Origin of the sequence: Pseudoalteromonas sp. SCSIO 43095 (assembly GCF_023650455.1) — a bacterium.
GTDB lineage: Bacteria > Pseudomonadota > Gammaproteobacteria > Enterobacterales > Alteromonadaceae > Pseudoalteromonas > Pseudoalteromonas tetraodonis.
The window spans coordinates 219,026-244,267 of the sequence record NZ_CP087996.1; the positions used below are offsets into that span (position 1 = coordinate 219,026).

Consider the following 25,242-nt stretch of genomic DNA (forward strand, 5'->3'; position numbering starts at 1 on the left):
GATTTATTATGAAAAAATTTACTTTAGCAGCTTATTTAAGCATTGTTAGTGTATTTTCATCGCCGGTATTTGCAGATGAACAAAGCGACTTACTCGCTATTCAACAGCAGTGGGCGGTCGCTAATTATGAGCTTAAAGATGACGCACAAATCAAAGCCTTTACTCAACTGAGTGAGCAAAGTGCTCAATTTATTGAAAACTATCCTAATTCAGCAAATAGCTATACATGGAACGGCATTGTGCTGGCAAGTTTTGCGGGTGCAAAAGGCGGCTTAGGGGCGTTGGGTTATGCCAAAGATGCAAAGGCATCATTAGAGCAAGCCCTTAAAATAGACGACAGTGCTTTAGGTGGCTCAGCGTATGCTAGCCTTGCAACCTTATACAGTAAAGTACCAGGGTGGCCAATTGGCTTTGGTGATGATGACACCGCCGATAAGTTTTTTAAGCAAGCACTCGCTTTTAATCAAAAGGGCATTGATACTAATTACTTGTATGGTGAGTTTTTATACGACGAACGTGAATATAAGCAAGCCAAAGCCCATTTGTTAGTTGCACAAGCGGCCGGTATTCGTGATACTCGCGCTAAAGCGGACAAATATCGTCAGCAAGCAATTAGCCAATTATTAGCTAAAGTTGATAAAAAACTAAAGAGATAATAAAAAAACAATGCATTTATTATTAGTTGAAGATGATCATCTTGTGGCGCAAGGGCTTTGCCGCTCATTGCGCCAAGAAGGCTACAGTGTAGAACACAGCGCAACGGTTAAGCATGCGTTGCAATGTTTAGGCAGTGGCGAAATAGAGTTGGTTATACTTGACCTAGGCTTACCTGATAGTGATGGTTCGCAAATTTTAAAGCACATAAAAGCACAAAAAAAAGTCATTCCGGTGGTGATACTAACCGCTCGCAGTAGCATAGATGACAAAGTGCAAGGGCTTGATATGGGGGCTGATGATTATTTAGCTAAGCCATTTGAACCAGCCGAATTATTTGCTCGTTTGCGCGTAGCGAGCCGACGTGTAAATCAAGCTCAGTCGAGCTTATTACAATGTGGTGATGTTACTATGGATACGTCAGCGCACAGTGTCACACTTAACGATGAGCTACTTTCTCTACCGCGAAAAGAGTACATGCTGCTAAAAGCGTTACTGGAAAACCAAGGTCGCGTACAATCTAAGCAGCAGTTAGAAAATAAACTCTATCAATGGGGTGAAGAGGTTGGCTCTAACACCATTGAGGTGCATATTCATCACCTACGAAAAAAATTCCCCAGCGATTTTATTAAAACTCTCCGTGGTATTGGCTATGTCGTGGGAAAGAGATAGCTCACGTGATTAAAACGTCCCTAGATTGCACAAACTTGAATTTACAAAGGTAACCATGCGCTATGTCAATTCGTAAGCGTTTAACACTTATCTTACTGTCAATGATGGTGTTAACTTGCTTTTTAGCTTTAGTCAAAGGCTATCAAAAAAGTATGAGCCATGGTGAGCAATTACTCGATAGTGAGCTAAAAGTGGTGGCTGGAGTCTTGATGCAACAGCCTCTATCTATAAACGCTATGGCGCCAAAAATGCAAGAAAGCGCCCAGTTACTGTATCAAATTTGGCAAAGTGGTGAGCTACTTAGCGGTTCTGACGAATTAAATCTTGATTTGAGCCAGTATCAAGCGGGTTTTCAAACGCTTAATATTGCAGGGCAGCGAATGCGGGTATTCGTTTTTGCTACTTCTTTACGCACCGTTATTGTTGCCGAGCCGATTACTAAGCGGTTTGAGCTTGCCGAGGCGGTGATTTTATCAGCCATGTTACCCATGTTATGGGCGGTTCCTTTGCTTGCGCTATTTATTAGCTTTTTTGTTAAATATGCACTGGCACCGTTAACCCGTTTATCAAAACAGTTAGCTCTGCGCCAAGCAAATGATTTCACAGCGATCAATTGGCAGGTGACGGATGAAGAAATAAAACCAGTGATCAGCCGCTTAAACGACTTATTTAAACGCGTAGAAACGGCCTATTTACGAGAACGTTTTTTTGCCTCAGATGCCGCCCATGAATTACGTACCCCCCTGAGCAGTTTAAAAATTAATGTGCATAATTTGGCCGCCCAACAAGGCGATAATCAAGAATTACAAGCCATGACTCAAGGTATTAATCGACTCACCAATATAGTGGAGCAAATGCTAATACTAGGGCGTACTCAGCCAGAGCAGTGGCAAAAGCAGTTTAAAGAACAGTCATTATTAGCGATCACGCAAGAAGTAGTTAGCCAACTATATGAAAAAATAGAGGTTAAAAATCACACTATTAGCCTTGAGGGAGATGACTTTACTATTAACGGTGATGAGTTTACCTTAGTGACGTTAATTTCAAACCTACTGAGTAATGCTATAAAGTACGCGCCTGCAAACGGACAAATAAAAATTACCCTAAAGCAGATGCACAGGCAGCGTATTTGGCAAATAGAAGACAGCGGTCCAGGTATGACTGACGATCAAAAACAACGGATATTTAACCGTTTTTATCGCGTTGGCGGCGACCAACATCCTTCGGGTGAACAAGGTGCGGGCTTAGGCATGGCAATAGTCCAGCACATTATTGCTATTTATAGCGCTGAAATTAATTTAACAGACAGCGATTTGGGCGGCTTAAAAGTACAGGTAGTTTTTGCAGGAGCTAAATGTGATTAAACGACTTATTCACCCCTATTTATATTGTTGCGTATTTTTATCATTTAACGCCGCCAGTAAAGACTATCTTATTGTACTTAAAGATCATTTGTTTTATCCCGCAGAAATCGTGGTGCCAGCCAATAAAAAGGTACGCTTGTTAATCGAAAATCAAGATAGTACGCCTGAAGAATTCGACAGTTTCGATCTCAACCGAGAGAAAGTACTTTACCCTAATCGCAAAAGCGTTATTTATATTGGGCCGTTAACTCCTGGGCGTTATGAATTTTTTGGCGAGTTTTCACCCAATACGGCGCGTGGTGCTGTAATAGCGACCGAAAAGGAGGGTTCTGATGCTAATAACTAGCCTTGTGATGAGCCTCAATCAGTTATTGCCGGTGGCCATTTTACTTATTTTACTCCAAGTGATTGCCAGGCAAAGTTTAGTGAAGGTACTGGGGATGCTTGTTTTAGGTGTGGGGCTATCATTTTTATTTGTAAAAAGTGCTCCGCTAATCAGTCCCTTGTTCGACTATCAGGGTTTAGAATATACCCAAATTGCTTTATGTGTTTTAGTGTTTATCAGTGCGCTGTACTACGCCATTAAACAAGCAACGCCTGCATTTATGATTGCGATTATCAGCGTAATGACTCTTTATTTAAGTCATTACATTATTTACCTGATTGGCTTTTGGCAAAACAACGAAGCAGCACAAAGCTTATTTATTGGCACTTTTTTAGGCTTAGGGATATGCAGTAGCTTTAGTGTGTTGTTGTATTTTTTATTGGGTGCAATCAAACAGCGCTTTGGGCTTATTCCTTTATTGGTATTGTTAGCGTTAAACAGTGCGGCAAAACTGGTTGTGGCACTTGATTTGGCGAGCCAAATTGATTTGATAGCAACAACGGCAACCGTATGGGATTTACGTGCTATTTTAACTGAAAACTCAGAGTTTGGACGGGTTTTGCGCGCACTTATCGGTTATGAGGCTACGCCTAATTTAACCAGTGTTTTAAGTTATGTGCTGAGCAGCGTGTTATTTTTATCTGCTTGTTATTTTATTCCTAAATCAATAACTAAGGAACAATCATGAAAGCAATAAACCTATTTGCAGCCACTGTATTAATTGGTTTTTGTTTATTAATACCTAAGCTGGCTTATGCTGATGGCATAGTGGTTGATAAAGTTTATCATCCGTATGTTTTGCCGTTTGAGCGCGAGCTAGAGTGGCGGCTTGTATCACATCAAACCGACAGTGGTAATATTTTAGCGCAGCGCGTTGGCTTAGGCGGCGCAGTTAACGACACCATGGCATTGGAAGGCTATTTAGTGGGCGAGCGCGATGATAATGGTGACTTTGGCTTGCAAGCGTATGAGTTAGAACTTCGTTGGCAGTTAATAGAGCAGGGCAGGCTATGGGCTGATTGGGGCGCGTTATTTGAATTTGAAAAACAGCATGACGCCGACGCATACGAAGCAACCACCGGTTTTGTGATTGAAAAAGAGTTTGGTCGTGCAAGTCTCACTATGAATGCATTTTTAGTGTACGAGTGGGGCCAAGATATACAAAATGAGTGGGAAAGCGAATTTAGAGCGCAATATCGCTACCGCTATTTGTCTGCTTTTCAGCCCGCGGTTGAGGTTTATCTTGGCGAAGACTTTGTCGGTATTGGCCCCGGATTTATAGGGTTACATCGCTTTGATGGGCAAAAACAATTAAAGTGGGAAGCCGGTTTTATTACTGAAATCAGCCAGTCAGAGAAAAATCATAGCTTTAGAATGGCACTAGAATTTGAATTTTAAGCTCTTTAAACAAGTACTTAATTTATAAAGCGGGCTGCTTAAGCTATTTTATAAATTAAATCGCATTAAGGGTTGACTTGAGTCTGTAACTCTATATAGTAGTGCGCAGCTAGAAAGAAAGCATGATAATTTATAAATCTCCATTTCGTTGTTGTATAAGTAATACTTGTAGTACCGTCCTGAAGTTTTTAAGTACCATCTCATTTTTTGCTACACCGCCCATTAGGGCACAATTTAATTTTTATATCAGGAATAATACTATGTCTAACATCGTATCAGGTACAGTTAAGTGGTTCAACGAGTCTAAAGGTTTTGGTTTCATCGAGCAAGAAAATGGTCCAGACGTTTTCGCACATTTCTCAGCAATCAAAAGCGAAGGTTTCAAAACTTTAGCTGAAGGCCAACGTGTAGAGTTCACTCTTTCACAAGGTCAAAAAGGTCCTCAAGCTGATAACATCACAGCTCTATAATTTTACTTTTAAGTAAAATGAAAAAAAGCGCTTAAGGCGCTTTTTTTGTGTCTAAAATTTAAGATATCTCCCCACCATCTGTAAATTTATACCAATTCGCTTAATTAAGCGGTCTATTTTGAGGCAGGAAAAACGGGTTGATAGCTAGGCAAAAAATTCGCTATTTAGTTATTCTAAATGAGAATTTTTTAACACAGATAGCGACACGTTTAGCCCCGCAAAATGATTGAGTATTATTGCGGATTGGTTATACCAATTCGCTTAATTAAGCGGTCTATTTTGAGGCAGGAAAAACGGGTTGATAGCTAGGCAAACAATTCGCTATTTAGTTGTTCTAAATGAGAATTTTTTAACACAGATAGCGACACGTTTAGCCCCGCAAAATGATTGAGTATTATTGCGGATTGGTATTATTAACGATAGTCATTCTCAAATCACCTGCTATTTTTAACATTATAAAAGTGCTATAAACTAATAGTTTTTTCATGCTTTCTACGCTAAGGTTATTACTTAAATTATAGGGGGTGTTTATTTTTAAATTTACATTATTAGCGTTAGGGTTGCTATTTAGCCATAATATTCAGGCTAATGCGCCTAAATTGGTTATTTATACCGAAAGCTTTGCCCCTTACAATTTTCAAAATGAAGCTGGGCAGCTAGCGGGTATTAATCATGACATAGTGAAAGACGCTTGTGATCGTGCCGCACTAGAGTGCGAATTTATTATGTTACCTTGGAAGCGTGCTTACCAGTTAGTGCAAAATAACCCACACTCAGCCATCATTTCTCTAGCAAAAACGCAAGAACGTATTCCTCTTTTTGAATGGGTGGGACCTTTGGTATCGAGCCAAACCTACTTTTTTAAATTAAAAACCAGCGACCATATTGTGATGAATGATATATCACAAGCTAAAAACTACTCGTTGGGCATAGTGCGAGGCGACATTTATGAAATGCTGGTGCGTCGACTTGGGTTTGTTACCGATAAAAACTTACTACTGTTTAGTGAAGCTGACTCATTTATGCGATTGTTTTTTAAAAAACGCATCGATTTAATTATTGGCTCTGACTTTACTATTGATCATCAAACTGAGCCATTTGGGTACTCTAGGGATGACGTGGTGAAGCTCAAGCAAATTAATGTGGATGAGCTTAAAGGCAACTATATTGGCTTTAATAAAGCCGCTTCACCTGTGGTAGTAAAACGCTTTAATCAAGCACTTGAGCAGCTTAAGGCTGAGTCTGGATATAAAGCTTACATTAAACGTTATGTAAAAAATTAAGCGTTTAGACCATAAGCATAGAAAAGCTCAAAAAGCTCCCGCTTAATAATGCCTATATTGCCTCTTCACAGCCTTCATTCTTGTTAACTTCGCTACCTTTTATACTCTCAAGTGCCTTGTAAAGGGCTAATAAGTAAATGCTCCTACAGCTACACAGTTGTTCATATTTTTTAGTAATACCAATTCGCTTAATCAAGTGGTCTATTTTGAGGCTGGAAAAACGAGTTGATAGCTAGGCAAAAAATTCGCTATTTAGTTGTTCTAAATGAGAATTTTTTAACACAGGTAGCGACACGTTTAGCCCCGCAAAATGATTAAGTATTATTGCGGATTGGTATAAGTGCAATGATGGCTTTTTAATGGCGTAAAGAGTGCGTGAATGAAAGCTTTGCTAGGGAATTTTTAGGTATGAATTGCTGAGGATTTAGAAAGTAGAGGCTATAAAAACGATAAAAGGGCCTTGCGGCCCTTGGTGAAGTATCGTTCAAGTCAGATAGTGCTTTAACCCCTTAAAGCGCTATCCTATTGTTTTGCAACAGTTGGATCGTCTCATTAAGTTTCTAAGCTAGCGAGAGGAAAAACCCAGCAATTGCTGCGCTCATAAGGTTAGCCATAGATCCTGCTAACACTGCTCTGAGCCCTAAGCGTGCGATATCCTTTCGCCGACTAGGCGCCATACCGCCTAATCCACCTAGTAAAATGGCTATCGATGATAAGTTAGCAAAGCCACACAAGGCAAAGGTAACAATTGCTTGTGTATGCGCACTTAACGTATCGCGATAATTTATAAAGTCTAAGTAAGCAACAAACTCATTTACTACTAACTTTTGACCAATAAAGCTGCCGGCTAAAATTGCCTCATTCCACGGTACACCGAGTAACCATGCAACAGGGGCAAACAAGTAGCCTAAAATTTCTTGTAGCGTTAATGTAGGGTAATCAAACAACTCACCAATACCGCCTAATAAACCGTTTAATAACGCAATCAGTGCAACAAATGCTAAAAGCATGGCACCTACGTTTAATGCTAAGTGCATACCGTTTGCTGCGCCTGATGCTGCTGCGTCAATAACATTAACCGGTTTGTCGTCGCCTAAATCTATATCGGCTAAATCATCTTTAGGTGTTTCTGTCTCTGGCACTATCATTTTTGCCATTAAGAAACCACCCGGTGCTGCCATAAAGCTAGCTGCAATTAAATATTTAAGGTCTACACCAATAATTACGTAACCAGCCATTACAGAGCCTGCTACGGTTGCCAAACCACCTACCATTACGGCAAATAACTCAGATTTGGTCATGGTTGCAATAAACGGTTTAACAATGAGTGGCGCTTCAGTTTGGCCAACAAAAATATTTGCGGTGGCTGAAAGCGACTCGGTGCGAGAGGTTTTCAATAATTTTTGTAAACCACCGCCTAAAATTTTAATTACCCAATCCATAATGCCAAGGTGGTAAAGCACAGCAACAAGTGCTGAGAAAAACACAATCACTGGCAATACTTGAATGGCAAAAATAAACCCAAGTGTATCTTGCGATGCTAATGGGCCAAATAAAAAGCCAATTCCATCGTTGGCATACCCAATAACCGATGAAACGGCGCGAGACATACTCGCTAATACATTTTTGCCTGCTTCAAAAAACAGTACAAAACCGCCGATAATGACTTGCATTAAAAATGCGATACCCACGGTTCTTAGTTTTATTGCTTTGCGATCAGTTGAGGCCGCAAAAGCGATGCCTAGTAGCACTAGCATGCCTACTAAGCTCATAAATGTTGTCATACAAACGTTTCCCGTTGTTATTCTTGTAAAATGTACTTTATTTTACTTTTTATAATATCAATCGCAACGCGATTCATACCGCCTCGAGTCACAACTAAGTCAGCGTTATGCTTTGAAGGCTCAATAAATTGATAAAACATCGGTCTAACAGTTGCTTGATATTGCTCAACAACAGATTGTAATGTTCTGCCTCTTTGTTCCATGTCGCGTTGCATTCGGCGCATTAAACAAATATCCAATGGCGTATCTATAAACACCTTGATATCAAATTCTTTATTAAGCGCTTTATCGCTCAGTAATAAAATACCTTCTACAATGAGTATTTTAGCCGAAGCCACACGGCGCGTTTTATCGCTGCGTGTATGTTGGGCATAATCATAAGTTGGTACTTCAACAGAGTGGCCATTACGAAGTTGTGTTAAATGCTCAAGCATTAGTTCGTGTTCAAATGCATCAGGATGGTCGTAATTCGTTTGCGTACGATGTGCCATCGGCAAATGCGATTGATCCTTGTAATAAGCATCTTCTTCAATAATGGCGATAGCGCCTGGTTCAAGCTCATTTACCAATTCATTGTAAATAGTTTGGCTAAATAGAGATTTGCCGGACGCCGATGCGCCTGCAATAGCTATAATAGTTCGTGTCACTAAAGTTCTCACCCACACAGAAGGATATATTGTTGGTAGATCACAATAGCAAAAAAGACACGATTAATCTCTTTTGCTTCGCTTAAGAGTGCAAATTTATAATGTTTAGGTTTTATGAAACAGGACTTATGTCCTGTACGGAAAATTCGAAGAGCAGATAAAGTAACCACCTAGAACAGATGTGAGGTCACAATGGCAAGAGCAATTATCTTAATGGCGGATAGTTTAGGAATTGGCGCAGCACCCGATGCAGATAAATTTGGTGATGTTGGTGCTAATACATTCGCACATTTACTCAAGGCATATTATGACGAGACTGGCAGTAAGCTTTCGCTTCCTAACCTTTCAAAATTAGGGTTAGTGGATGCATGTGAAGCCGCTGGTAAAGAACCCTGTTTAGTTGCTGAGCGACATAAACCACAAGGTGCATGGGGTTACGCAAAAGAGCTTTCAAGCGGTAAAGACACGCCATCGGGTCATTGGGAAATGGCAGGCGTGCCAGTGTTATTTGATTGGGGTTACTTCCCTAAAACACAGCCGAGTTTCCCACAAGAATTTGTAGACGAGTTTATTGCTCGCACAGGTATTCCGGGCATTTTAGGCAATTGCCATGCCTCAGGTACCACGATTTTAGAGCAGCTAGGTGAAGAGCACGTAAAAACAGGTAAACCAATCTGTTACACCTCGGCTGACAGTGTGTTTCAAATAGCCGCGCATGAAGAATCATTCGGCCTAGAGAAGCTTTATCAAGTTTGCGAAATCGCACGGGCGCTGCTTGATGAAATGAATATAGGGCGAGTGATTGCGCGGCCATTTTTGGGTTCTAATAATCAAGATTTTGCCAGAACAGGTAATCGTCGTGATTATTCAGTATTACCGCCATCGCCAACATTGCTTGATGTACTTGCAAAAGACGGTGGCGAAGTTATCAGTATTGGTAAAATTTCAGATATTTATGCGCATCAAGGCATTACCCAAAAGCATAAAGCGCCAGGGTTGATGAACTTGCTAGAAAAAACCAGCGAAGTGGTGGCGACTGCGCCGGATCACAGTTTGATTTTTACCAATTTAGTTGATTTTGATGAAAAGTTTGGTCACCGCCGAAATCCTATTGGCTATGCGAAAGCGCTCAAAGAGTTTGATGATTACTTGCCCACTATTTTAGCGCAATTAAAGTCGGATGATTTATTAATGATCACCGCCGATCATGGCTGTGACCCGACCTTTCCAGGGTCTGAGCACACCCGTGAATATGTGCCGGTTATTGCCTATCAGCCAGGGATGAAAAATACCCCGCTGGGCGAACGCAATAGCTTTGCCGATATTGGCCAAACGCTTGCACAATGGTTTAACCTTGAAGCGTTAGAATATGGTGATGGCTTTATTGATAAGCTGAACACAGTTAAGTAACTTAAAAATACGCTCGCTATTTTTAAAGTAATAGGGCTTTTAGCCAAACAAAAGGAAAACAATCGATGAGTACTCCGCATATCAGTGCAAACGTAGGTGATTTTGCCGAAACAGTATTAATGCCAGGCGATCCGCTACGCGCACAATATATTGCTGAAAACTTTTTAGATGATGCAGTGCAAGTAACCGGCGTACGTAACATGTACGGTTTTACTGGAACTTACAAAGGTAAGCCAGTGAGCATTATGGGTTCTGGCATGGGCATTCCTTCAATGTCAATTTATGCTCGTGAGCTTATTGTCAGTTTTGGCGTTAAAAATATTATTCGTATAGGTACCTGTGGTGGTATCGGAAGCGATATTAAAATTCGCGACGTGATTTTTGCACAAGGTGCAAGCACAGATTCAAACGTAAATCGTGCCCGCGTTCGTGGTACTGACTTTGCTGCAATAGCTAACTTTGAATTACTTTTAAACGGCGTAAATGCAGCTAAAGATTTAGGTATCGATGCAAAAGTAGGTAACGTATTTACTACCGATACTTTTTATCAAGCAGACGACACGTTTTATAAAGATCTAGACAAACTAGGTGTACTCGCTGTTGATATGGAAACAGCTGGCTTATACGGCGTAGCAGCAGAATACGGCGCAAAAGCAATGGCATTATTTACCGTTAGTGATCATGTAATCACCGGCGAAGCAACGCCTGCAGATGAGCGTCAAACCACGTTCAACGAAATGGTTAAAATTGCCCTAGAGTCAATTTAATTAACTATTTAAATAACCTGAACTTTGGTTAAGAGATTTACTATCCAGAGTTCAGGTTAAATACAACAGTTCCTTGGTAACGTATTCACTAAGTTTTGGAGACACGCCCAAAGTGAAGTGAGACTAAACCCGCAAAGCCGCATTTTATGCGGCTTTTTTTATGCCTGAATTTAGGTGCCAGCACCGAGCACCGAGCTTCGGGCTTCGAGCTACGGGCTTTATGTTCATAGGTTTCAGGTTCTAGGTTAAAGGTTAAAGGTTAAAGGTTAAAGGTTAAAGGTTAAAGGTTAAAGGTTAAAGGTTAAAGGTTAAAGGTTAAAGGTTAAAGGTTAAAGGTTAAAGGTTTTAGCAGTAGCTCGCAGCTCGATACTCGAAATCCGTAGCCTTCTCTTTGTTCAAACAGTTTTAGTGAATTTTGCACAAAGAGGGCGAAGAGACGCTGCGCTGAAAGAGGAAATAAAAAAGCCAAATATTATTCTGTAGCAGCGATTTTATATCGCGTCAGATTTAGGTCATTAAGCATAGAGACGCGGGGTAAACCCGCTGCTACCAGTTTATGTTTTAATTTATTTATTCACCACAGAGGAAAAAGAGGCGCTGCGCTGAAAGAGGAAATAAAAAAGCCAAATATTATTCTGTAGCAGCAATTTTATATCGCGTCAGGTTAAAAATTATGGAGTAAATAAACGCGGGGTAAACCCGCTGCTACCAGTTTGATGTCTACACAAGCTCGCAGCTCGTCACTCGAAGCTCGTCACTCGAAGCTCGCTGCCTTCTCATTTATTTCCCTGTCAGTATTTATAACTTAATGCTAATGTTAAAGTTATAAAACTTGCTTTTAAAATGAACCACTTTAAAGTTTTAGCTGATAGCTGATAGCTGATAGCTGATAGCTGATAGCTGATAGCTGATAGCTGATAGCTGATAGCTGATAGCTGATAGCTGATAGCTGATAGCTGATAGCTAAAACACGTTTTACACTCTGGAGTAATTATGTCTAATTGGATTGATGCCACAGTAAAGTCAGTTAAATGGTGGAATGAATCGTTATTTAGCTTAACGGTTAACGCCGATGTAGAACCGTTTAAAGCAGGGCAATTTACAAAGCTCTCTATTATGGACGGTGAAAAACGCATTGCTCGTGCTTACTCGTATGTTAACGCACCAGATGATCCAAATTTAGAATTTTATTTAATTAATGTAGTCGATGGCCAATTGTCATCGCATTTAGCACAACTTACCCCAGGTGACACTGTACTAATGGAGCGTCGTGCTAGCGGTTTTTTTACCCTTGACGAAGTGCCAGCGAGTGAACAACTTTGGATGCTTAGCACCGGCACCGCCATTGGCCCGTTTTTATCTATATTGCAGCAAAGTGAGGTATGGCAAAAATACAAACATATCAACTTAGTGCATGGGGTACGGCAAAATAGCGATTTAAGCTATCAGGAGCTTATTAACAAACTAATAAAATCACACCCTAGTCAACTGAACTATATTCCGGTTGTTAGCCGTGAGATGCCTTTACAAGGCTTAGCAGGCAGAATTACCACTGTGATTGAAAACAACGCTTTATATGAGCACGTGGGGTTATACGCTACACCAAATAACGCCCAATTTATGCTGTGTGGTAATCCGCAAATGGTTAAAGACACTACAGAGTTATTATTGGCTCAAAATTATAAGCGTAATCGTCGAAAAGAGCCGGGACATATCACGGTTGAGCAGTATTGGTAGCGAGCTATAACGTTATAATAACTATCTCATGAGGGTAAAATTTGCTATGTTGCGCTTTAATTGTATTTAGTCTTCGTACTTAGGAAATCCATGAAATCTTTATTTATTATTTGTGCCTGTTTATTGGCCGCTTTCACATTTAACAGTCATGCTATAGAGCAATCAACATCGCTGAACGAGACTAAACAAACACAGCAAAAAAATGCAGCGCAACAGCAAGACGCGCTTGATACATTAAGCCAAGAGGCTAATACACCAAAAAAGCCAGTTGTTGAGAAAGTTAAAGCCGATGACTCTCAAGTACTTGGCAGCGAATCAACAAAGCCGGTTCAGCAGCCTAAAAGTAAAGTAGATAAAGCACAAGCTGTTGCGCAAGCTGAGCAAGCGGTTACACAAGCAAAAGAAGCACTCACAGCAAGGCAACAAGCCAAAGCAAAACAGTCGCGCGAGTCACTGGCTGTTGTTGAGCAATTAGTAAATGCTTACAACGCACGTAACATTGAAGAATTTATTCGTATGTATGATGAAGATGTTGAGTTTTATATTTTCCCGAATGAGCTATTATTTAAAGGCAAAGAAAAACTAATAGCGCGTTATGGCATTATGTTTAAAAAGCTAAAGTGTCTTCACTCATCACCTATTAAGCGTATTGTGCATGGTGACATTGTGATTGACCATGAGCTATCAGAAACCTGCTCTAACGATCCGAACGTGATAGATAAACGTTCAGAGCTTATTTCAAGCTATCAAATTAAAGATGGCAAAGTGGTTAGGGTATTATTTTTTAGGTAATTCTTAATTATGCAGCTAAGTGACGAGAAAAAAATTCGTGTAATGTATCGTGTAGAGCCCGGCTGTTTAGGCCCTGAGGGCGCAGGCCACATTGAAGACTTTTGTCGCTTTGCGAACAAGCATATTAAGTCGCCTTATTATGCGCAGTTATTATTTTTACCTCGATACGACAAGCAAAAAGATGAGCGGCAATACAGCGTTAAAAACCGCAACTTATCTCAAGTGCAGGCTAAAGCGTATTTAAATCATTTTGAAATCAACATAGAAGACTTTGAAGAGCAGCTCGACGAGCTGCTTACTAAAGCAATAGATTTGTACTTTAAACGCTAAGCTCTATTGACCTTTGTAGATTGATATTTATTTAATCTAGAGGCAGTTTAATTGCGGCTCGAGGCTCTAACCTAGTGGGGTCGATAACTGCGCCTAAGTGATTCTACTGGCTTACATCCTTGTAATAATAAGTAAAAACTGAGCAAAACTTTTGCGTTCTGCTCACGCTTTTTACCACCCTCCCTGTAGGCTACGAAGTTTAGGCTTCGTTTGAAACTATCGCATTAAAGCTATCGTTATCATGCAGGCTGGCAAAGGCACTTTCATGAAGTAGCTCGTTTCGTAAGTTGGGTGAGTATTCAAGCGACATTTTTATATCGGCTAGAGCATCTGCATGCTCATGCGTTAAAGCATACGCACAGGCGCGCTGCCAGTATGCGTAACCATAGTCGCTATCTATATCAATTGCTTGATTACACAGCTCAATAGCTTGCTCAGTCTCATTTAATTCTAGTAAAGCATCCGCTTTGTAGGCAATGGCTTCTACATCTTCTGGTTTACGTTTTAAAATTTCATCGAATATTTCAATTTTATTCGCAATATCACTTTCAAGGTTGGCTCGCATCCATAACGAATGAACTTCATTAGTGATTGATATGCGTTCTTGGTTACTGAGTATTTCTTCAGAGCGTACTCGCAGTTTTTCTTCTAATATTTTCAAGCGATCTTCATATTCATCAGTAATAACACTCACTCGGGTGTTTACTATATCTTCTACTTTGTTCTTTACATCACGTAACGAGTTCCAACCTACTAAAACCAAAATAGACGCGGTGGCGGTAATAATAAAAAATACATTATTAATGGTATCTGTGGTGTAGGTAAGCGCCCGATCGGCGGTGTCTAACTGTGCATGCGTAACTTGTTTGGTCACGTCTTCACGCAGTTTTTGTTGATCTTGGCGTACTGACTTTAATTCGTCGAGAATATAACGTTCAAGTAATGGCTTGTACAAAGGGGCTTCTAGCTGTGCTAATTCACGCTGTTGTTGCTCGTTGAGTGCTGCGGTGTTTTTATCAGCAGCTTGCACCGCAGATGAAAAAACACCAATAAATACAATAAATAGTAAAAAATAAAAACGCATTGATATGCCTAGTTAAAAAATTAGTTAATCGCTTTGTTAACTTTAACATGCGCACATCATTGGTACTAGGGTGAGGATAGGGAAGCTGGAATTAACTCAAAATCTTTTATTACAGGCAAAAAAAATCCAGCCCAAGGTGGGCTGGAAAAAACTACATCAACATATCAAGGGAATAATAGGAGATAGGTGCTATTGTATGTTTGCCTACCTGAATTTTTACTTAACTAAATTCAAATAGATAAAAATTAGAAAGAAATAAAGGTGCATAAGTAACTTATACACCTTTTATAACTATAATTTCATGGCGAAGGGGGGTATTCCACTGTGCACTTAAGAAAACCTAAGTCACTTTCAAACCCTTCAGCGGACATTACGTGGCTATTTTTAATAACGATCATCTATTTTATAAAAAGTTTTAATATTAAGCACACCGCTGGCAGCATCATCATATTTATAAATGAGATTAATCGTTTTAAAGCATTACTTTTCCCTAGCGTATCAAATCAGCTACACGTATATTGAATAAGCAGAAACCATAAACGTCATTCATTAAAATAATAGCGCTCCCAATTGGTGAATGCCAAAAGCAGTAAGCATGGGCGTTTTTACTTATATTTAAAAAGGAGCTCAATATGGATAATCATAAAGCGGGTAAATGCCCGGTTATGCACGGCAGTAATACTACAACCGAAAACACCAATACAGATTGGTGGCCAAACTCACTTAATTTAGACATTCTTCATCAGCACGATAGCAAAACCAGCCCCTACGACAGCGACTTTAATTACGCCGACGCTTTTAATTCACTCGACCTAGAAGCACTTAAAACCGATTTAAAAGATTTAATGACTCAAAGCCAACCTTGGTGGCCAGCTGATTGGGGGCACTATGGAGGCCTGATGATCCGCATGGCATGGCACTCTGCGGGCTCGTACCGTTTAGCTGATGGCCGAGGCGGTGGTGGTACCGGTAATCAACGCTTTGCACCACTTAATTCGTGGCCCGATAATGCCAACCTAGATAAAGCGCGCCGTTTATTATGGCCAATTAAAAAGAAATATGGCAACAAGCTTTCATGGGCCGATTTAATTATTTTAGCCGGTAATATGGCGTACGAATCAATGGGATTAAAAACCTTTGGTTTTGCCGGTGGCCGTGAAGATATTTGGCATCCAGAAAAAGACGTTTATTGGGGCGCAGAAAAAGAATGGCTTGCGCCAAGTGATGAGCGATATACCCAAGTTGATAAACCCGATACCATGGAAAACCCATTAGCGGCAGTGCAAATGGGTTTAATTTACGTAAACCCAGAAGGGGTAAATGGTAAACCTGACCCACTTAAAACCGCAGAACAAGTGCGCGAAACCTTTGCACGTATGGCAATGAACGATGAGGAAACCGCAGCGCTAACGGTCGGTGGCCATACAGTAGGTAAAACGCATGGTAACGGCAAAGAAGAAAACTTAGGCCCAGAGCCAGAAGCTGCCGATGTGCACGAGCAAGGCCTTGGCTGGAATAACCATAAAACCCGTGGCATTGGCCGCGATACCATGACCTCAGGTATTGAAGGCGCATGGACAACCTACCCAACTAAATGGGACAACGGTTATTGTAAACTGCTGCTTAATTACGAGTGGGAGCTAACCAAAAGCCCTGCTGGTGCTCATCAGTGGGAGCCGGTTAATATTAAAGAAGAAGATAAACCCGTCGATGTGGAAGACCCATCGATTCGTTTAAACCCAATAATGACCGATGCCGACATGGCAATGAAGCTCGACCCAGCGTACCGTAAAATTATTGAGCGTTTTAATGACGATTTTGAGTACTTTACTGACGTATTTGCCCGCGCATGGTTTAAGTTAACCCACCGTGATTTAGGGCCAAAATCACGTTATTTGGGCGCCGATGTACCCAGTGAAGATTTAATTTGGCAAGATCCTATTCCTGCAGTTAATTACACCCTAAGCGACGCTGAAATAACCGATTTAAAAGCGAAGCTACTTAATTGTGGATTAAGTGAAACCGACTTAATTAATACCGCATGGGATAGCGCACGTACTTATAGAGGCTCCGATCACCGTGGTGGTGCAAATGGCGCCCGTATTCGCCTTGCTCCGCAAAATAACTGGCAAGGTAACGAGCCTGCACGTTTAGCTAAAGTACTTAGCGCACTTGAAACACTGCAAGCGAGTTTAACTAAGCCTGTTAGTATGGCCGATTTAATTGTACTTGGCGGCACCGCTGCTGTTGAGCAAGCGGCTAAAAAGGCAGGAGTAGATATAACCGTACCGTTTGCCCCTGGGCGTGGCGATGCTAGTGATGATATGACCGACGCAGAGTCATTCGATCCATTAGAACCCATTCATGACGGTTTTAGAAATTGGCTGAAAAAAGACTATGCTGTATCCGCCGAGGAGCTATTACTAGAGCGCAGCCAATTGATGGGGCTAACCGCACCAGAAATGAGCGTATTACTGGGCGGTATGCGCGTACTAGGTACTAACTATGGCAATAGTGAACATGGCGTATTTACCGATAACGTAGGCGTACTCAGTAACGACTTTTTTGTTAATTTAACCGACATGAACAACCGCTGGGAGCCTGCAGCTAAAGGCGAGTACAATATAGTCGACCGCGCTAGTGGTAAAACTAAGTACACGGCTACGCGGGTTGATTTAGTATTTGGTTCAAACTCAATACTCCGTGCACTGGCAGAGTTTTATGCTCAAGACGATAACAAAACTCGTTTTGTACACGACTTTGTCGCCGCGTGGGTAAAAGTGATGAACGCCGACCGGTTTGATATTAAATAAACCTAAGTAAAATTTAAAAAGGAGCAGCAATGCTCCTTTTTTTATATTACTTAAAGGTTAAAGGTTAAAGGTTAAAGGTTACGAGCTGCGAGGCGCGGGTATAGTTTAATGACCTAGGTCTGACGCGATATAAAATCGCTGCTACCAAGAATTATCACCACGTAGCAGCGGGTTTACCCCGCGTTTTTGTGTTTAATGACCGAGGCCTAAGTAAAATTTAAAAAGGAGCAGCAATGCTCCTTTTTTTATATTATTTGAAAGTTACGAGCCGCGGGCAACGGGCTGAGAGACGCGGGTATAGTTCAATAACCTTGGCCTGACGCGATATAAAATCGCTGCTACCAAGAATTATCACCACGTAGCAGCGGGTTTACCCCGCGTTTTTGTGTTTAATAACCTAGGCCTAAGTAAAATTTAAAAAGTAGCAGCAATGCTCCTTTTTTTATATTATTTAAAGGTTAAAGGTTAAAGGTTAAAGGTTAAAGGTTAAAGGTTACGAGCTGCGAGGTGCGAGGTGCGAGGCGCGGGTATAGTTCAATGACCTTGGCCTGACGCGATATAAAATCGCTGCTACCAAGAGTTATCACCACGTAGCAGCGGGTTTACCCCGCGTTTTTGTGTTTAATGACCTAGGCCTAAGTAAAATTTAAAAAGGAGCAGCAATGCTCCTTTTTTTATATTATTTGAAAGTTACGAGCTGCGGGCAACGGGCAACGGGCTGAGAGACGCGGGTAAAATGCAGCGCCTCATAACCTTCAGTGGTAAATAAATCTCTTAAAAGTTATTTGCACAAAGAGCAAAGAATGAGTGCAAATGAGCAAAAAAACACAGCCTTTCTTTGCTTTTTTATAAATAAATTACTAATTGCGTTTTAATTAATACTAAGCATAATTTTGGCGAACCCCGAACCCCGAACCCCGAACCCCGAACCCCGAACCCCGAACCCCGAACCCCGAACCCCGAACCCCGAACCCCGAACCCCGAACCCCGAACCCCGAACCCCGAACCCCGAACCCCGAACCCCGAACCCCGAACCCCGAACCCCGAACCCCGAACCCCGAAATACAGGCACAAAAAAACGGCGCTTAAACAAGCCCCGCTTTTAAATGGTTTAGGCTATTTCTTCAACCTTTAACCTTTAACCTAGCACTTAAGCTACTTTTTTCTCTTCTATGCTCGCAAGGTATTCATCAAACGTGCCTTGGAAGTCAATTATCTGCTTGTCTTTAATATCAACAATACGGGTTGCCAGTGACGATACAAACTCACGGTCGTGACTTACAAAAATAAGCGTGCCTTTAAAGTCTTTTAGCGCATTGTTTAGCGCTTCAATGGCTTCCATATCCATGTGGTTAGTTGGTTCATCCATTATCAGTACGTTAACGTCTTGCATCATTAATTTACCAAATAACAAACGGTTTTTTTCACCACCTGAACAGTTACGGGCTTTTTTATTTGCATCGTCTGCGGTAAACAATAAGCGGCCCTAACATACCACGTACCATTAAATCGTTGTGCTTAGCGGTACGCCATTGCGACATCCAATCAAATAAGGTTAAATCGTTATCAAAATCTTTGGTGCTGTCTTGTGGGCAATAACCAAACGTGGCGTTTTCTGACCACTTAACTTCGCCCTCATTGCTTTTAAGCTCGTTAACTAAACAGCGTAAAAAGGTGGTTTTACCCACGCCGTTTTCGCCGATAACCGCCAATTTAGCACCGGCTTCGAGTAGTAAATCGCCACCGGTAAATAACGTTTCGCCATCAAATCCATGGCCAAGCTTGGTTAGCTCAAGCGCTTGGCGATACATTTTTTTGCCCTCATCAAAGCTCAGTGATGGGCTCATACGACTCGATGCTTTAACGTCATCAAGCTTAATTTTTTCCATTTTTTTAGCACGCGAACTGGCTTGTTTTGCCTTTGACGCGTTAGCCCCAAAACGGTTAACAAAGTCTTGAAGCTCGTCTATTTCAGCGCTTTTTTTAGCGTTTTCGGCTAGTAGCTGCTCGCGTTGTAAGCCTGAAGCTTCAAGGTATTTTTCGTAGTTACCTGGGTAAATACGCAGCTCACCGTAATCAATATCGGCCATGTGGGTACATACCGAGTTTAAAAAGTGACGGTCATGGGAAATAATGATCATGGTACATTTACGTTGGTTAAGCTCATTCGCAAGCCACGTAATAGTATGAATGTCTAAGTTATTGGTAGGCTCATCAAGTAGCAATATGTCTGGGTTTGCAAACAAAGCTTGCGCTAACAGCACACGTAGTTTCCAACCTGGGGCTACGTTTGCCATTAAGCCATAATGAAACTCTTTATCGATACCCGCATCAAGCAGAATTTCTTCTGCGCGGCTTTCTGCTGTGTAACCGTCCATTTCAGCAAAAACGCTTTCAAGCTCGGCCACTTTCATGCCGTCTTCTTCGCTCATTTCAGGCAAAGAGTAAATACGGTCGCGCTCTTGCTTTACTTTCCAAAGCTCAACGTCGCCCATAATTACCGCATCAACCACGCTGTATTGCTCAAATGCAAATTGGTCTTGGCTTAGGTTACCCACTTTAAGCCCCGGCGTAATCGACACATTACCCGAGGTAGGTGCCAATGCCCCGCTTAAAATTTTCATAAAGGTCGACTTACCACAGCCGTTAGCGCCAATTAAACCATAACGGTTACCGTTGCCAAATTTAGCTGAAATGTTTTCAAACAACGGCTCTGCGCCAAACTGCATCGTAATATTTGCGGTGGAGATCAAAAAAAGGTGTCCTAGAAAAATACTGACAGGGTTATGGGCGCAGCAGGTGCGAAAATAGACCAGGCAATAGGTGTAAATAAGGCGGCAAATTATACAGGCCAAGTATACTAAAGGCTAGCCTATTTAAACGCTAACATACGTGATTGTTTTTAAGTGCGACTTTATTGTGGTAAAAATATCAAAAAAGAGTGAGTTATGTCGCCTACAAAAATTCGCAGTGAAGTTATAAAACTTAGTAAGTTAAGTGTAAAGCAGCCAGACTATGACTTCATTCAGGGTTACTTTTTTAAGATTAGGCTTACTGCCCGACATAATAATGCCCACTAAATGCAGCTTGTTTTGGCTGAGAAAAAGTAAATGAAAATGAAAAAGTGAAAGGTTGAAATGAAAGGTTACGAGCGGCGGGCTTCGAGCGACGAGTAGCGAACACAGCCTAGCGCCTTTGGCTTTCTCATTCAGCGCAGCGCCTCTTTTTCCTCTGTGGTGAATAAATAAATTAAAACATAAACTGGTAGCAGCGGGTTTACCCCGCGTCCCTATGCTTAATGACCTAAATCTGACGCGATATAAAATCGCTGCTACAGGATAATATTTGGCTTTTTTATTTCCTCTTTCAGCGCAGCGCCTCTTCGCTCTCTTTGTAGAAAGTTCACTTGAGAGCAAATTGCACAAAGAGAAATAAATGATGGTAAACGAGATGAAAAAAGCAGGGGCTTTGGGTAACGGGTCTGCGTAAACAACCTAGCGTCTTTTATCTAGCGCTTCTTTAGTGAATACATCATTTAAAATCAACTTCCACAAATAAGCATGCATTATCGGTTTTAGTGTCAGTATAAAATAGATAAGTTATGATTATCTTAGTTTTTACTAATGGTTTTTTGTTTTGAGCAATAATGTTTTTCAACAAATAGTTAATTACTTGCAGAAAAATAGCGACATTGAAGTGGTGTGGCTGTATGGCTCTCACGCCAAAGGTACAGCGCAACCTCATAGTGATATTGATCTGGCGATCGCTTTTAAAAATTTTGACCTTAGCTCTTTTGATAAACGACTAAGGCCAAAAGAGCTCGAATTAGAAATCAGTAATGAACTTAGTTTAAACGAACAGCTTATTTCAATCGTTGATATAAACTTAATCCCCAGTTACCTTGCATTCAATATCGTGGAATACGGGGAGGCAATTTTAGGTAAAAATAGCCTTAGAGCGATGAGAGAGCAGCAGCGTATTTATAGCCAGTTTGAATTTGAGATGATAGCGAGTAACCATGACTGATACAGGAATAGCGCTTTATATAAGAGAAGTAACACGACATATTGATGAATATATGCAAGAGCTCGACGAATTAAGCCAAGTAGATCAACTTAATAATAGAGACTATCGTGCCGCAGAGCGTTTGCTACAGTTAATGACAGAAGTATGTATTAGCTTATCTAAACATTGGCTTAAAAAGTATAAAAATACGACAAGCAGTAACGCCTACCAAACATTTAGCGAACTAACTCAACTCGGTGCTTTAACTGATAATGAGTTGCTTTCATGGCGTAAAATAATCGGTTTACGAAATGCGCTTGTGCATGATTATTTGAATATAGATCAGGAAATTGTGAAGACGATTATTAAAAACCAACATTATGTAACTATGCACTTGTTTAGCCAAAAAGCGATGGCCGAATTAGCAAGCTAATTTAGATTAAAGGTGGAAGAGTAAAAGTTCACGAGCGGTGGGTATGAGGTTTTCTATTGCTTATTCTCTTTGTGAAACTTGTAAGCTTAGAGCTTGCTCGCGCGAAAGGACTTAACGTTTGAATGTTGGGTTATAAATAAACAGTAAGGGTAAGCCGCAATTTAATCGAGGCTATAAATGCGTTTAATTGCAGCCTTGTTATTTTTAATCAGGCGATTAATTACCGCGACTTCGTCAAGCGTTATCGTTTTTTTACTCATCATAAAATGTACGCCATTAACATTAATAGCTGGCGCTGTTTTTACCGGTAAAATTGTGTTGTAGCGTTTAGCAAAATATTTTGCAACAACAGAGTCGTCAATCACGTAATCAACGCGCTTTTTGTTAAGCATGCCAAAGCGGGTATACGCTTCGCTAGTAAGTACTATTTGGTTGGGGTAGTGTTTTCTTATTTTTCAAACTCAGCGCCAAAAAAGCTGCCACGGTTAATCGCAACCGTGGCGCCATTTTCAAAAAGAGTGACCAAATCAACCACATTTTTAGCGTTTTTATGCTTATAAAGCAGCATAATTTCATCGCGATAAACATCAGTAAAATAGGAGTACTCGGCGCGCGCTTTTGTATAACTTGCCGCAAAGGTAATATCAATATGGCCAGTTTTTAGCTCTTGCTGAACCCGCGATAAGCTCGGAAAATAAACCCACTCAATACAAAAAAGCGAATTTTTAAAAACAGCGTTAACCGTATCCACCTCTGCGCCTACAAAGGTATTACCCTGCTTAATTAAATAAGGTGCCCAGTTGTTTTCATTTGTGCCTACTTTAAGCGTTTTAAAGCAAGCAAATACGTCACAGCTGCTAAGCAGTAATACAACAAAAGCGACTTTAAGCATTTTATTACTCTAAAAAATGACTACAGCTAAGTATATACACTAGCTGGCAGATTTATCCCGCTTGTAATAAATTAAGAGCGCGCAGTGCAGCAATAAATGACTAGGTTGTTGGTAGCTCAGTAAAAACAAATACGGGGGCTTAAGAGCCGACACTAACTTTTAAACGCTGGTAAGCTTATAAGCTTGAATAAGCCTTTATCAAGCCGTTAGACTGTAGGGTAAATAACAGCCATTTTTTTAGTGTGGGCTAAGGTAAGAGTTTGATTATCGCATTGGCGATGGCAACCAAAAAGCGAATAAGCTGCAAATAAACTAATTCATTTATGAATTTAGGAATCCGTCAGCACACCCCATATGGTGTAGATACTCAGCTACAAAAGCCAGTCATACCAATAATTACTCATCAATTACTCAATCAAAGTTGTAGTTTTTTTCTATTGAGCAATGAAAAGCGCTTTATGGACCTTATTTTTATAACCTAAATACTTTCAAGAGCATAGAGCTATTAGGTAAAAGTGTAAATAACATGATTTTATAACATTAAACTGTGCTTTTTTATAATAAAAACATACTGCTTAGGGCGTATATATATTGCCGTAGCTCTATATTTTTAAATGTTGATACTGTAGATTAGTTATAAATGAATACCAGATTAATAGCTCGCGCTGTTAATAAATAAACCAAGGAGCGGTTTTATTAAACCGCACTACGTTGGATAAAGGTCAATTATGCGGTTAAAAGAAGCCCTCAGCGTTTTATCAAAATCATCACCCTATGCTGTGTCTACAGAACGAGACAGCAAAAATAAAAGTCAGCTTGATGATGTAAAAGAATATTTGTACATCAAAATGCCAATAGCTATTGATGTAGAGAAGAAGATATCAAGCTTTTCATCAAGTAGGCCTGAAGTATTGTTTTTATGTGGTAGTAGTGGTGATGGTAAATCAGAAATATTGACTGACTGTAAAAAGCGTTTTAGCAATCGCGCTCACTTTCATTTAGATGCAACACATAGCTTTGATCCTCGCGAAAATGCAATTCAAACTTTAGATAAAGTATTTGACCAATTTGAGTCAGATACTATTCCGCTTATCGTTGGTATTAACACCGGAATGCTAGGAAATTATGCTGAAGAGGGCTCAAACGAAAAATTCAAACATGTAATAAAAAGTTACTTATCAAACAATCTCTTAACTGAAGAAATAACCTTTATAAATTTTGAAGATTATCCTAAGTTTTTTATAGATAAAGAGGGATATACTTCTGAGTTTGCGCAAAAATTACTGCAAAAACTAACAGCAAATGATGACAATATTATTCGTCAGATTTTCGATAAAGAAAAATCAGAACAAACGAGCCAAGCAAGTAAAAGACTCCAAGCTAATTATGAACTTTTAAGTATTCCAGAAGTACAAAAAACGATAATTGAATTACTGTTTAAAGCGCGCTTAATGCGTGACCAATTCTTAACTGCTCGTGCATTACTTGATTTTATTTTCATGCTACTGGCTGGTCCAGGTCACCTCTTCGATAACCTTTTTTCAGGTGGTGATAATGAGCTTGCAAATAAAATAATTGAGTTCGACCCTGCGCATTTAAGAACAAAAAAAATAGATCGTTTTATATTAGCAAATGATCTACATCTACCAGATCAAGAGTTTACTGAATTTAAAGAGTTTTTAAAAAGCTTAGGAATAGAGACGCTAGAAAGTAGTCTTTCTTACTTGCGTTTATTCTACACCCTTAAAGGAGGTCATTTCTCTAATGATTATCATGTTAAATTCGAACAAGATTTCAATGAATCCCTTATAGAACAGTACATAAATGTGTATCAATTACACAGAGATTTTGACAATAGCCCGGAGCATAAAAGACAAATTAAAGATTTTTATAATAATACACTTCGCACAGCTATACGAAAATATAATAACCGCAACGCGCCAAATTTAGATAAAAGTCATTATTTAATATCTGAGCTAAACGGCTTTCAGTTAGTTTCAGAGTTAGAAATCAAAGCTGATTTAAAGAGTATTTCAAACTTCTCACCAAAGTCATCTGCAAGTTTTACGGCTTTTATTAAAGTACAAGAACGCTCACTAGCAATCCCAGTAAACATTAACTTATTACGGTTAATGAAAAGAATTGCTGATGGTTACCGACCTAATAAGCACGATAAAAATACCGTTGTACTATTAGATGAATTTATAGATGAAATTGCGCAAGTCGCAAATCAAGTTTCAACGTTACATATAATCAAAGAAAATAAACACTTTACTATCAAAAATATTGATGACGAAGAGTTTGAAGTGAGTGGGCTATAAA

22 protein-coding genes and 1 pseudogene are annotated in these 25,242 nt (G+C 40.2%); 17 read left to right on the forward strand and 6 right to left on the reverse strand.

Annotated elements, in window-relative coordinates; all coding sequences use genetic code 11:
• Positions 1 to 8 precede the first annotated feature (8 nt).
• The 8 genes from LOC50_RS15390 to LOC50_RS15425 all read left to right on the forward strand — a co-directional run bounded on the left by LOC50_RS15390 (position 9) and on the right by LOC50_RS15425 (position 6,226).
• Positions 9 to 656: a hypothetical protein gene (locus LOC50_RS15390; RefSeq protein ID WP_013462837.1), complete on the forward strand. Its 648-nt coding sequence runs from the start codon at positions 9 to 11 to the stop codon at positions 654 to 656.
• Positions 657 to 666: 10 nt separating this feature from the next.
• On the forward strand, positions 667 to 1,326 hold the full coding sequence (locus LOC50_RS15395; RefSeq protein WP_250654128.1) for a response regulator: 660 nt from the start codon (positions 667 to 669) through the stop codon (positions 1,324 to 1,326).
• A gap of 62 nt (positions 1,327 to 1,388) precedes the next feature.
• Positions 1,389 to 2,690, forward strand: coding sequence for an ATP-binding protein (locus tag LOC50_RS15400; protein WP_248474828.1), 1,302 nt, complete (start codon positions 1,389 to 1,391; stop codon positions 2,688 to 2,690).
• Positions 2,683 to 3,036: a cupredoxin domain-containing protein gene (locus LOC50_RS15405; RefSeq protein WP_028834667.1), complete on the forward strand. Its 354-nt coding sequence runs from the start codon at positions 2,683 to 2,685 to the stop codon at positions 3,034 to 3,036. The genes LOC50_RS15400 and LOC50_RS15405 overlap by 8 nt, the downstream gene beginning before the upstream one ends.
• A complete protein-coding gene (locus tag LOC50_RS15410; protein WP_250654129.1) occupies positions 3,023 to 3,763 on the forward strand; it encodes an FTR1 family protein in 741 nt (246 codons plus the stop codon). Before LOC50_RS15405 ends, LOC50_RS15410 begins: the two co-directional genes overlap by 14 nt.
• Positions 3,760 to 4,473, forward strand: a complete 714-nt coding sequence (locus tag LOC50_RS15415) for a hypothetical protein (protein WP_138627151.1) — start codon at positions 3,760 to 3,762, stop codon at positions 4,471 to 4,473. The genes LOC50_RS15410 and LOC50_RS15415 overlap by 4 nt, the downstream gene beginning before the upstream one ends.
• A 260-nt stretch (positions 4,474 to 4,733) precedes the next feature.
• Entirely contained in the window at positions 4,734 to 4,943 is a 210-nt protein-coding gene (locus tag LOC50_RS15420) for a cold-shock protein (RefSeq protein WP_008467029.1), read from the forward strand.
• A 524-nt stretch (positions 4,944 to 5,467) separates the two neighbouring features.
• Positions 5,468 to 6,226: a substrate-binding periplasmic protein gene (locus tag LOC50_RS15425; protein ID WP_250654130.1), complete on the forward strand. Its 759-nt coding sequence runs from the start codon at positions 5,468 to 5,470 to the stop codon at positions 6,224 to 6,226.
• Between the two features lie 560 nt (positions 6,227 to 6,786).
• Here the strand turns inward: LOC50_RS15425 and LOC50_RS15430 are convergent.
• Both LOC50_RS15430 and udk read right to left on the reverse strand, forming a co-directional pair.
• Positions 6,787 to 8,010 (reverse strand): NupC/NupG family nucleoside CNT transporter, encoded by a 1,224-nt coding sequence (locus LOC50_RS15430; RefSeq protein ID WP_069439060.1) that lies wholly within the window; start codon positions 8,008 to 8,010, stop codon positions 6,787 to 6,789.
• 17 nt (positions 8,011 to 8,027) lie between these two features.
• Entirely contained in the window at positions 8,028 to 8,657 is a 630-nt protein-coding gene (gene udk / locus LOC50_RS15435; protein ID WP_008110733.1) for a uridine kinase, read from the reverse strand.
• Positions 8,658 to 8,849: 192 nt separating this feature from the next.
• On the opposite strand from udk, the gene LOC50_RS15440 reads away from it, so the two are divergent.
• The 5 genes from LOC50_RS15440 (at position 8,850) to LOC50_RS15460 (ending at position 13,693) form a co-directional block, all read left to right on the forward strand.
• The gene (locus tag LOC50_RS15440) at positions 8,850 to 10,067 is read left to right on the forward strand and encodes a phosphopentomutase (protein WP_250654131.1); all 1,218 of its coding nucleotides are present in this window, start codon (positions 8,850 to 8,852) and stop codon (positions 10,065 to 10,067) included.
• Between the two features lie 65 nt (positions 10,068 to 10,132).
• Positions 10,133 to 10,834 (forward strand): purine-nucleoside phosphorylase, encoded by a 702-nt coding sequence (gene deoD, locus LOC50_RS15445; RefSeq protein ID WP_036955453.1) that lies wholly within the window; start codon positions 10,133 to 10,135, stop codon positions 10,832 to 10,834.
• 993 nt (positions 10,835 to 11,827) lie between these two features.
• Complete coding sequence (locus tag LOC50_RS15450) at positions 11,828 to 12,571, forward strand: ferredoxin--NADP reductase (RefSeq protein ID WP_036983620.1); 744 nt, start codon at positions 11,828 to 11,830, stop codon at positions 12,569 to 12,571.
• A gap of 90 nt (positions 12,572 to 12,661) precedes the next feature.
• Positions 12,662 to 13,363, forward strand: a complete 702-nt coding sequence (locus LOC50_RS15455) for a nuclear transport factor 2 family protein (RefSeq protein WP_036983623.1) — start codon at positions 12,662 to 12,664, stop codon at positions 13,361 to 13,363.
• A gap of 9 nt (positions 13,364 to 13,372) precedes the next feature.
• On the forward strand, positions 13,373 to 13,693 hold the full coding sequence (locus LOC50_RS15460) for a hypothetical protein (protein ID WP_036983624.1): 321 nt from the start codon (positions 13,373 to 13,375) through the stop codon (positions 13,691 to 13,693).
• Between the two features lie 199 nt (positions 13,694 to 13,892).
• Here the strand turns inward: LOC50_RS15460 and LOC50_RS15465 are convergent, their stop codons facing one another.
• Entirely contained in the window at positions 13,893 to 14,777 is an 885-nt protein-coding gene (locus LOC50_RS15465) for a tetratricopeptide repeat protein (RefSeq protein WP_008467888.1), read from the reverse strand.
• 632 nt (positions 14,778 to 15,409) lie between these two features.
• On the opposite strand from LOC50_RS15465, the gene katG reads away from it, so the two are divergent.
• Positions 15,410 to 17,590, forward strand: a complete 2,181-nt coding sequence (gene katG, locus LOC50_RS15470) for a catalase/peroxidase HPI (RefSeq protein WP_250654132.1) — start codon at positions 15,410 to 15,412, stop codon at positions 17,588 to 17,590.
• Between the two features lie 1,150 nt (positions 17,591 to 18,740).
• On the opposite strand, the pseudogene LOC50_RS15475 reads toward katG, so the two are convergent.
• Positions 18,741 to 20,343: pseudogene (locus LOC50_RS15475) on the reverse strand (ABC-F family ATPase).
• Positions 20,344 to 21,226: 883 nt separating this feature from the next.
• Here LOC50_RS15475 and mntA point away from each other — a divergent pair.
• Together mntA and hepT are read left to right on the forward strand one after the other, a co-directional pair.
• Complete coding sequence (mntA, locus tag LOC50_RS15480) at positions 21,227 to 21,616, forward strand: type VII toxin-antitoxin system MntA family adenylyltransferase antitoxin (protein ID WP_036983630.1); 390 nt, start codon at positions 21,227 to 21,229, stop codon at positions 21,614 to 21,616.
• Entirely contained in the window at positions 21,609 to 22,028 is a 420-nt protein-coding gene (hepT, locus tag LOC50_RS15485; protein WP_036983632.1) for a type VII toxin-antitoxin system HepT family RNase toxin, read from the forward strand. Before mntA ends, hepT begins: the two co-directional genes overlap by 8 nt.
• Before the next feature lie 161 nt (positions 22,029 to 22,189).
• Here the strand turns inward: hepT and LOC50_RS15490 are convergent, their stop codons facing one another.
• Together LOC50_RS15490 and LOC50_RS15495 are read right to left on the reverse strand one after the other, a co-directional pair.
• Positions 22,190 to 22,420 carry a transporter substrate-binding domain-containing protein gene (locus LOC50_RS15490; RefSeq protein WP_250654133.1) on the reverse strand — a complete coding sequence of 77 codons (231 nt, stop codon included), beginning with the start codon at positions 22,418 to 22,420 and terminating at the stop codon, positions 22,190 to 22,192.
• A gap of 56 nt (positions 22,421 to 22,476) precedes the next feature.
• A complete protein-coding gene (locus LOC50_RS15495) occupies positions 22,477 to 22,920 on the reverse strand; it encodes a substrate-binding periplasmic protein (protein WP_250654134.1) in 444 nt (147 codons plus the stop codon).
• Positions 22,921 to 23,648: 728 nt separating this feature from the next.
• On the opposite strand from LOC50_RS15495, the gene dptF reads away from it, so the two are divergent.
• Positions 23,649 to 25,241 (forward strand): DNA phosphorothioation-dependent restriction protein DptF, encoded by a 1,593-nt coding sequence (gene dptF / locus LOC50_RS15500; protein WP_250654135.1) that lies wholly within the window; start codon positions 23,649 to 23,651, stop codon positions 25,239 to 25,241.
• Position 25,242 lies beyond the last annotated feature (1 nt).